Source organism: Chamaesiphon sp. OTE_75_metabat_556 (assembly GCF_031378165.1).
GTDB lineage: Bacteria > Cyanobacteriota > Cyanobacteriia > Cyanobacteriales > Chamaesiphonaceae > Chamaesiphon.
In genome coordinates, this window is sequence record NZ_JANNDR010000203.1 from 1 (window position 1) to 10491 (window position 10491).

Here is a 10491-nt window from a genome sequence, read left to right on the forward strand (position 1 = left end):
CGAAACCAAGATAGCCTCCGCCAAGTTGCGCGGGATTTGTCACTCCATCTGAGTCAATATCCGGAAGTATCCGAGCTGCAAGTCTGCGCTACTTTAAATCAAGCGCAGCGGGAACTTGCCTATAAGGCGGCTGTTGTCATTAGCGATCGAGGACAACTGCTCGCCACACTAACGGCGATCGCTCAAGACCACCAGCCCCCAGTACCAGTTTATTTCCATAATTGTAATCCCAAGCGATCCACACCCCTCTATTTGCTACTTGATGGCACGAGTCTGTTCACAGCGGCAGATGTAACGCTCTTGCGGCACAGATTTGCGGCCTTTGAAACAGCCTACCAGCAATGCGAACAAGCCTTTGCGCAAGTTATTTCCCCAACTAAGTCACAGGATTTCCCCCAACTGGATGGAGAAATCGGCAGTTTTGCCCAACAGTATGCTTTCGGAAATTTACTGATGTCCTTGGCCGTGATGCCCACCAGCATTCATGCCGCCGGTGTGGGCGTTTTAGTGGGAGCTTGTCTGGGCGGAATGTTCGACGTAGAACAGGCAATGACCTTGCTGGTTCGACTCGCAGCCAAGCAGACGGTACAGTCGATAACTGCGGTGGTGAATACCAACACCGCAACCGCGAGCTGGAATGGTGCGCTGATTACAGACCAAGGCACTTTTCAATATCCCTCACAATTTGATGCCCAACAATTAGCAACACTGATCCAATCGTCCCCAAGTTTGCAACTCCAGCAAGTTCGATCGAAGCATACTCAAGTAGGTGTCTATGGTTATTTAGGTGATTCGACAACCCTCACAGCGCAAATAGACAGTATCGAAGAGCCAAACTTGTGGTTAGAGTTAACTTCCCAGTTACCGATCGTCGAGCGAGTATTAACGCTCTTGGCTCGTCTATCAGTGTTTGGCGTATGGTTCGATAGCAAAGGGTTATTTCCCGCCGCAATGCAGAGTATCCCGCTGCCAACCTATCCTTTTGAACGGAAAACTTACAAGCCTCCCGTGCTGGATAGTTCCTGGATCGCAACACCCGCAGAGCTAGCGATCGCCGTGAAATTTCCAGCAGATTCGGAACAGACATTAGCCGCCGCGACGGATGTTCCTTTGCCTGCGCTAGCACAACTGCCTTCTCTATCGAACCAGTCACGGGAATCAAGCTATCTGGCTTTGACTAATGAATTACGCAAATTAAAGTTTTAGGCTTTCAGTTAATACACCCCATATTTAGACTTTACTTTAAGGAGAACTGCATGAGTTTAGCTAACAGTCAACAACAGATCTTAACTGAAGTTGCTAAAATCACCAGGCATGATGTCGAAGACCTAGAGCCAGATCTATTTTTAGAAAGCGATTTAGGCGTTGATTCGATCAAGATGGTGGAAATTGTTAATGGTTTAATCCAACTGGTTCCCGAACAGCAAAAAACTAAATTTTTGGAATCTGTTCCTGTCACCAAATTAATGCAGCTACAAACCATTCGGGAAATTATTAACACGACTCAGCCCTGGTTGGCCGCACCCAAACCCGATACGGACTTAGTGACTAACATCGCTGGCAGTGCCGGCATCGAAACCCTTGACGAACAACCACTCCAGCAAACTACAGAAATTCTGGATAGTCAGTATTTCCTATTACTGGGACATTGGATTGTTAATTCTAGTAGTCTGTTTGCAACAGTAAGGCTTCAGGGGCAATTTGACATCCAATTGGCTGGATCATCATGGCAAGCCTTAATTGACCGCCATCCCATGCTCAGAGCTTATTTCACAATTCCCGAACAGGCGACCAGTTTTCAAGAGTATCAGTTAGAAATTTTAACTAATCCCACCGCACCAGCGATTCTGACCAAGGATCTGCGTCATCTCCATCCGGCGGAAACAGCAGGCGCGATCGAACAAGAACTGACTGATTGGCTGAATTTTAATTGGAGTCTCACGACTTGGCCGCTGCATCAATTTACCGTATTACAGATCGAAGAATCTGTTTGTCAATTAATCTTTGCTAACGAACATTTAATTGCTGATGGCTTAAGCAATCAGCAAATTTTAAGAGAATTTTTAGAAATTTATCAAGCCACAGCCGAGCACAGAGTTCCTCATCTCCCAGCAGCAGTTTCCGCCACTACCTATAGCGATTGTGTGCGGCAGATGAATGCTTTCCAGGCTCCCGATCGAGACAAAATTTTGTTAGATTATGTTCACGTTCATGGCAAGGAATCTTATGTCTGGAATCCCACTCAAACAGCGATTACACCGGCTCAAATCAACTTTCAAAATCAGGCAGTTTGTTTAGACAAAACACTCACCCAAAATCTGATTGCCAAGACGAAAGAATGGCGATTACCACTAAATTCATTGTTGGTGACAGCTTTTTTAAAAGCGATCTCAGCAATTGAGATTGAGCCGGAGTCATTCATGCTCCAAATTCCTACCAGTGGCCGGATTTATCCAGAAGTTGATGCCACTGACATCGTTGGTAGTTTTGCTCAAAATTTAGCCCTCCGCTTCGATCGACCGCACCACGATGAAACCTGGGAAATCCTGCTCGATCGGGTTCATCAAACGATTCAAGATGGTTTAGTTAACGACTACGACAAAATTCAAAACCAACAAATCGCCCAGATTTTTCGTGAAAAAATCCCGTTAGTTAGCGGCAAATTGCCAGCGCATTTGGTCGGCTCAATTGCCCAAATTCTGAAATCGAATATTTTCTTGCCGTTTACAGGGCAAACTCATCTCAAACAGTCATATGGCTCTTTGCAAATCCTCGAATACCGAGCAGGGGGCATCAATGCCCCTGGAACTTTAGATATTTTACAAGAAATATTTAACGATCGTTTACATCTATTTGCTAGTCACGATCGCCAGAGTTTGCCAGCAGCAGTCATCAAAAACTTGCTACAGAAATACGTTGAGCAATTACAAGCTTTAACTATTTATAACAAACCAGATTTAGTCGAACAACACTCAGCCAGCGATCGAACTTCTTTGGCAGCAGTAGATCGCCACGATCTGCTCGATTCAGTCACCCAAATTGTCAGCAAAATCTGTCATCAAGCTCTCAACGACAAACATCTCGATTTAGATTTAGAAATGGATTTGGGGATAGATTCTTTGGAGCTAGTGCGGATTGTCACCCAGCTAGAGAAGAAAGTAGGTAAGATCGATCGTCGCGCCTTGTTGAATTGTCGAAGTGTCCGGGAAATAGTAGCGGTATTAGCCCAAAACCAGATCGCGGCTGAACCAACGCTAGGATCTTCAACCAGTAGCAAAATTCCCTATGTTGAAATTAGCCAACAATCCTTGCGGACTCCTGAGGCGATCGCCGTATTGGCAGGAACTAATACCCTCACCTATCAACAACTTCATCAGCAATCAAATCAGGTTGCTCACTATTTGCGCACCCAAGGAGTCAAACCAGGGGTTTTAGTGGGAATTATGGTTCACCAAAGTCCCCTGATGTGGGTGGGGATTTTGGGCATTCTCAAAGCAGGGGGAGCTTATGTACCGATTGACAGCAATTATCCCGTAGCCAGAATTCGCTACATGCTCGATCATGCAGAGATCGGCATTTTGTTAACCGAGCATCAACTCATCGACCAATTTCAGGCATGTTATCAGGAACAGTTGCCCTTAAATACGGTGCTATTTTTGGACAAGGGCCAACCTTGCCTTCCCCTTGCCCATCTCCACCAAATCCAGCAACAGCAATGGTCTACTTACTCGCTAGAAACCCCATCATTGCTGAATCACCCTGAAGACTTGATGACGGTCTTATATACTTCTGGCTCAACGGGTCGCCCCAAAGGTGTGATGCTCAATCACCAAGGGTATATGAATCGCCTGAACTGGATGCAAAAAACCTTTCAACTGACACCAGGGGATCGGGTCGCCCAAAAAACTTCTTGTTGTTTTGATATCTCGGTTTGGGAAATTTTCTGGCCGTTAATGGTTGGCGCAACCGTTTGTCCAGTATCACGGGACGTCGTTCGCGATCCTTGGTCTTTGGCTCCCTGGATGCAGGAAAACAAAATTAATATTCTGCACTTTGTCCCTTCGTTGTTTGGTGAGTTTTTAGAGGCTTTAGAGGATAAATCCAACGAATTTCCCGATTTACGCTGGTTGATCTTTAGCGGCGAAGCCTTGCCGATGCCCTTTATCCAACAATGGCTAGACAAGTATGGGGATCGGGTCGGATTAGCCAATCTCTATGGACCGACAGAAGCCTCGATCGATGTCACCTGTCATCTGATCCAATCGCGTCCTGGATCGAAAGGAGAAAATAGTATTCCCATCGGTCAAGCCATCGATAATGTTTATTTAGAGATCCTTGACGAACAGCTCCAGCCTCTACCACAAGGGAATTTAGGAGAATTATATCTTGGGGGCATTCAATTAGCCCAAGGCTATTTGAAAGATCCCGAAAAAACCGCAGCAGCTTTTCCAGCTAATCCCTTTACCCACATTCCTAGTGAAAATCTTTACCGCACAGGGGATTTAGCCAAACAACTCCCAGATGGTAGCTTTGAATACCATGGACGCATCGATAGCCAAGTCAAAATTCGCGGTTTTCGAGTTGAATTAGGCGAAATTGAAAACATCCTGATTAGTCATCCCAACATCAAAGAAGCGGCGGTAGTCGCCCTTGATTATGAATTGGGTCAAAAACGCTTAGTTGCTGGTTTAGCCGGAGAACCCGTTGCCGCCCAGATTGTCAAGGCGCATCTAGCCAAACATTTGCCCCACTATATGATTCCCCATCGGTTGGAATGGTTGCCCAATCTCCCCAAAAATCATAATGGCAAACTAGATCGCCAAGCTTTAATTACTCTGTTCCAGGCAGAGCAGTCTCCCCCGACAGAATCACAAGATGAATATCTCCCGGCTGGCCCTGGACAACGTTGGATCTTCGCTTACTTTGAGCCTCCTTATCAATGGGCGGGTTATTCTCGGTTTCGGTATCATCAACCGCTGGATGCTGAAGTATTTCGGCAGAGTTTTCAGCACTTAGTCGAAATCCATCCCAGTTTACGGACTATTTTTGTACAGAAGGAGGGTAAATGGTGGCAGCAAGTCTTGCCACCGAGTACTCCTGCAAATATTGTCTTTTATGACGGAACGCAGCATAGCGAACAACAGCGAGATTGCCAAATTCAGGGGTTAATCCAACAACTCAGTGGCGAATTGAAGATCGATCGAGGCCCACTGTTTCAAGTGATTATTGTCAAAATTAATGATCGCTGTTATGAGATTGTGATGCTCGGACATCATTTAAATGGAGATATGTTGAGTAGTCAACTAATCTTTCAACAATTGTGGTTGACATATCATCGGTTGATCGGATCTCAATCAGAATCACCCCAACCGCTCGCGCCGAAAGCTTCTTATTTAGACTTCACTCGACTACTTATGGCAGCCGAACAGCAAGGCAAGTTGGCAAGTCATCCCTATTATTGGCTGTTTCAATTTCCGTCTGAGCAATCCGTCTTTCAAGTTCCATGCGATCGCCACCAAGGCGTTAACCTCGAAATATCTGCCCGTGAGGAGAAGTGGGTATTGTCTGAAGCTAATAGTACTACCCTCTTGACTCAAGCCAAATCTCACTACCAGAGTAATGTATATTCTCTGCTCCTCGCTCCGCTGTATCGATTGATGGGGCAGTGGAGCCAGCGTGCGGATGTAGCGATCAGTCACCGTTCTCATGGACGAGATTTGGGAGATGGAAATCAGTTTTTTGAGGCGATGGGTAATTTTGCTGTCAATTTCCCCATTGGCATTTCAGTAGATGCTCAGCTTAACTGGGGTCAACTCATCCAACAAATTCAGGAAAAATTTGCGGGCTTACCAATGAATGGAATCACCTTTGATTGGATTGGATCTCAACTTCCCAATTATTTATACCCCGACAATAATTTGACACCTGTACGGGCTAATTATTTGGGGAATCGGACACTCCCGCAATCGGATATTTTTGAATTTATGCCTGAAGAATCAGATCGGCGTTTATCGCAACCCGATCGACAACGCACTACTTTGTTAGAATTTTTCTTCTCAATCGTCGATGGCAACTTAACCGTGACTATTGAATATTCTGATAACTTTCATCTGCAATCAACGATTCAGGAATTGGGGGCAAGCTATATATCTCTGCTCGAAGATCTGTTAGTCGCAGTTCCCACAACTAAAGCAAAACTCCCCTTGGTTTAGTCTCTTGCCGATTATTAATCTCCCATTTTATTTATTTACCAAGGTTTGATGATGAATAGTTCCGATCTACATGTTGTTTTAGGTGCAAGTGGCGGACTCGGCAGTGCCGTAGTTCGAGAGCTAGTTAAGCAAGAGAAACGAGTGCGGGCTGTCAGTCGCTCTGCTATCAAGGAAGTTAATTTAGGAAATCAGGTTGAAGTTGTCCAGGGCGATATCACTAATGTCTCCCAAATGAGCAAGATTTGCCAGGGAGCATCCGTAATTTACCACTGTACTAATGCGCCCTATCCCGAATGGGTCAAAGCTTTACCTCCGATGATGACAGGCGTAATTAGCGGGGCTGTGGCTTCAGGAGCCAAAGTGGTGTACGGAGACAATCTCTACATGTATGGTCAGGTGACAGGGCCAATTACAACGGATTTACCAGATCGAGCCACTGGGCACAAGGGGCTAGTCCGCGCTCAGTTAGCAAACGAACTCATGAAAGCCCATCAAGCGGGCAAGATCCGAGCCACGATCGGTCGAGCATCTGATTTTTTTGGTCCCAACGTACTCAACTCCATGATGGGAGAAGTGGTGTTTCAAGCTCTGGTAGAAGGCAAAACCCTGAACCTAATTGGCAAGCTAGATGTCCCCCACACCTACACTTTTGTTGAAGATTTTGCCAAAGGTTTAGTCACGCTAGGAGAGCGAGCAGAAGCTGATGGAGAAATCTGGCATATTCCTAGTGCTGAAACTATTACGACCCAGCAGTTTCTCGACCTGATTTTTGTTGAGGCACAACAAACCCCCAAATTACGAACGGCATCCCCAATGATGTTGAATCTTCTAGGCTTGTTTAGTCCGATGCTGCGCGAAATCAAAGAAATTAGTTACGAATTTGAACAACCTTTTGTTGTCGATCATCGTAAGTATGAGCGAGTATTTGGCAGTCATTCGACTCCTCACCGGGAGGCAATTCGCAAGACGATCTCTTGGTTCCGCGACCACCATGCTCAATCAGCTACCTAAGCGGAGTCGCATATTAACTCGATCGAAAATCCGCCGACTTCTTGGAAGAACATCCGACAGCGAGATTTTCATGCTGGTTGCCAAACAGCTATCAACTATATTGAGCGAGGAATTCCAATGAAACTTTCTAACTTTGCCCTGCTATCAAGTCTGGCAAGTACTAGCCTTGCTATTGTGTTTTCAGTTCCAGTTCAAGCTGCCAGCTTTAATTACAATGACTTGCAGTTGATTCAATCTCGCCCCCTGACTTTCACCAATAGTTTAAACTTTTTCGGCGATCCTAATAGTAATCAAGGCTACGTTGCTTTCTTGAATGTCGTCGATCCGACTGCGCTCGATGCGGGACATGCAGAAATTAGCCTCAACGATCTCCCTGGAAATATAGCACCTTACTATGCAAGTGGTCGGAATGGCAGCCCTTTAGTTAGTAACACAGCTACTCGCGCAGCTACTTTGAACGGCATTAACGGGTTTTCCAACTTTTCCAATTACGTCACTACTAATAGTATTTCCATCAGCGATTTGGGATATGGCTTTGGCGCAAAGAGCAACCAAGATTTTCGACAAACTTGGAATTTAGGAGCTGATGTATTAGGTCAAAATTGGTTAGGAAGTACCACTTCGAATGTTGAAGAAAGAATTTATGCCGCTAATCCTAATGCTGTCGAACGGTTTATGAATTTTGGCACAACTAAAATTCTTCAGTTTGGTTATAGTGATGAATATGCTATTTTCAGTTTTGGTGCTACTACTAGTACTAATGATGACTTCGATATTTTGTTTTCCAACCCAGTTGCTGTGACCAAAGAGGCAGGATTATCACCTTTGCTCGATGGATTAGCTGATGCCTTTTTAGCTGATGTCAATCCAAATGGTGGTGGCCGAATTCAGTTCGTATCTGAAGATCCAGGTGCACCTACATCCTCAGGTAGTTTCCAAGATCCTTACTTCATAGCTAATGTTCGTTTTCCATTATCCATCAGAGTTGTTAGTGAATCTGCCGCAACAGCAGTCCCAGAACCCTCTGGTATTGGTGGACTTTTGTTGTTAGGGACATTTGGATTATTGAATAAGCTCAAAAAAGCTTTTTCTGCCGATCGGTAACTGATTTTGGTAAATGTCCAGTACCCTCAGCAATTTGACTGTATCATTTAGTTTTTCCTTGGGCATAATTAAGTTAGTGGCTTACTGATATCTAATTGCAGTGAACACATCAATTAACTACATTTTGCGAGGAATTCTAATTGAAACTTTCTAACTTTGCTCTGCTATCCAGTGTTGCAAGCACTAGTCTTGCTGTTATATTTTCAGCTCCCGTTCGGGCTGCCAGCTTTAATTACAATGACTTGCAGTTGATTCAAGCTCGCCCATTGACTTTCACAGATAGTTTAAACTTTTTCGGTGGTACTAGTAGTGATAATCAAGGTTACGTTGCTTTCTTCAACGTCGTCGATCCTAATGTCCTCGATGCGGGACATCTAGAAGTTAGTCTCAACGATCCCGCTCTAAGTATAGCCCCTTACTATGCAAGTGGTCGGAATGCCAGTCCTTTAGTAGGTAACACAGCTACTCGTGCAGCTACTTTGAACGGCATTAACGGATTTTCCAACTTTTCCAATTACGTCACTACTAATAGTATTTCCATCAGTGATTTGGGATATGGCTTTGGCGCAAAGAGCAACCAAGATTTTCGACAAACTTGGAATTTAGGAGCCGATTTATTCGGGCAAAATTGGTTGGGAAGTCCCACTTCCACTGTTGAAGAAAGAATTTATGCCGCCAATCCTAATGCTGTCGAACGGTTTATGAATTTTGGCACAACTAAAATTCTTCAGTTTGGTTATAGTGATGAACATGTTGCTTTCGACTATGGCGCGACTAGTGGTACCGATGATGACTTAGAGGTTTTGTTTTCCAATCCAGTTACTGTGTCCAAAGAGTTAGGATTATCACCTTTGCTCGATGGATTAGCTGATGCCTTTCTAGCTGACGTCAATCAAAGTAGTGGTGGACGGATTCAGTTTGTGTCGGAAGATGAAGGTGCACCTTTTCTTGCAGGTGATTTCCAAGATCCTTACTTCATCGCTAATGTTCGTCTGCCATTATCCGTTAGAATTGTTAGTGAATCTGCCGCAACGGCAGTCCCAGAACCCTCTGGTATTGGCGGACTTTTGTTGTTAGGGACATTTGGATTATTGAATAAGCTCAAAAAAGCTTTTTCTGCCGATCGATAACTAATTTTCCTGTATAATACTAGGGTAAAGGCATCAAGATTTTAAATTTAAAATCCTCTCAAGTAGATGATTTTATCCACAGAAAGTTGCAACGGTCAGAGCATAAATTAATACAACTCTTCCGTCATAATCTGCATTCAAGAGCTTAAAATGTTGAATTCGCTCAAATGCTAGTTATGCTTTTAAGCTCCATGCCTTTGCGATCGTATTTAACTTGATGTGTTTGCCCTTCTTCTAAACCTGCTTGGACAATATCAACCCCGCTCGAAAAGCTCTAGAACTCCCATGAATTCGTGAGATAAAACTAGCCATCAATTCATTGTAGCGATCCTAAATGATTTGATGGCTATGTATTATCTTCATTTTCAGCTCAATCTATCGATCCCCGATCGCTATGGCGGCGATCGCGATTTAAAGTCTGGAAGTCTTGTCGTTGATTGAGGATTGGTATAGCCAAGCAGAATTTCATTATACGGAGTCAACTAAGTTATGAATGCCGAAGAAATTAAACGCTCAGATTCTCCCTTTTCATCTGGTCTTCCAGCCTTATACATTGTCGCGCTTTTATCTGGAATTTCTCTGGGATTATTTAATCCTTTTATCTCCACTCTTATGGCACAGAAGGGCATTGATGATTTTATAATTGGTCTAAATTCTACCCTTTATTTTTTTATTATTGCAATTGGAACACCGATCGTCGCTGCTATTTTACGTAAAATTGGGTTACGCTATACAATGATGTTAGGGTTTGGCTTAATGGCGATCAGTGCATCGCTGTATCCCCTAACCGATCAACTCTCTCATTGGTTTGTTATTCGGGGAATAATGGGTTTGGCCGTTTGCTTATATCTGATTTCAGGACAAACCGCTGTTAACTACTTTTGCAGCGATCGAAATCGTGGAATTGTGAATGGATTAGACGCACTATTTTTTAGTCTGGGATTTGGAATTGGTCCAGTTTTAGGTTCGATTTTTTATAAAATTCACCCTAACATGGCTTTTTGGATCGGAAGTATATTAATCTTCAGTGGCAT

Annotated in this window: 5 protein-coding genes and 1 pseudogene; all 6 read left to right on the forward strand. The window is 44.1% G+C overall.

Annotated features, from left to right (window positions below; genetic code table 11):
• Positions 1 to 1206 (forward strand): annotated as a pseudogene (locus RMO27_RS08340) (hypothetical protein); the annotation flags it as partial.
• Between the two features lie 50 nt (positions 1207 to 1256).
• Positions 1257 to 6212 (forward strand): non-ribosomal peptide synthetase, encoded by a 4956-nt coding sequence (locus RMO27_RS08345; RefSeq protein WP_309731240.1) that lies wholly within the window; start codon positions 1257 to 1259, stop codon positions 6210 to 6212.
• Positions 6213 to 6263: 51 nt separating this feature from the next.
• Positions 6264 to 7223 carry an SDR family oxidoreductase gene (locus tag RMO27_RS08350; protein WP_309731242.1) on the forward strand — a complete coding sequence of 320 codons (960 nt, stop codon included), beginning with the start codon at positions 6264 to 6266 and terminating at the stop codon, positions 7221 to 7223.
• A 117-nt stretch (positions 7224 to 7340) separates the two neighbouring features.
• Positions 7341 to 8327, forward strand: a complete 987-nt coding sequence (locus RMO27_RS08355; protein ID WP_309731243.1) for a PEP-CTERM sorting domain-containing protein — start codon at positions 7341 to 7343, stop codon at positions 8325 to 8327.
• A 140-nt stretch (positions 8328 to 8467) separates the two neighbouring features.
• Positions 8468 to 9457 carry a PEP-CTERM sorting domain-containing protein gene (locus RMO27_RS08360; RefSeq protein WP_309731245.1) on the forward strand — a complete coding sequence of 330 codons (990 nt, stop codon included), beginning with the start codon at positions 8468 to 8470 and terminating at the stop codon, positions 9455 to 9457.
• 489 nt (positions 9458 to 9946) lie between these two features.
• The coding region (locus RMO27_RS08365; RefSeq protein WP_309731247.1) for an MFS transporter at positions 9947 to 10491 on the forward strand (545 nt) is incomplete at its 3' end.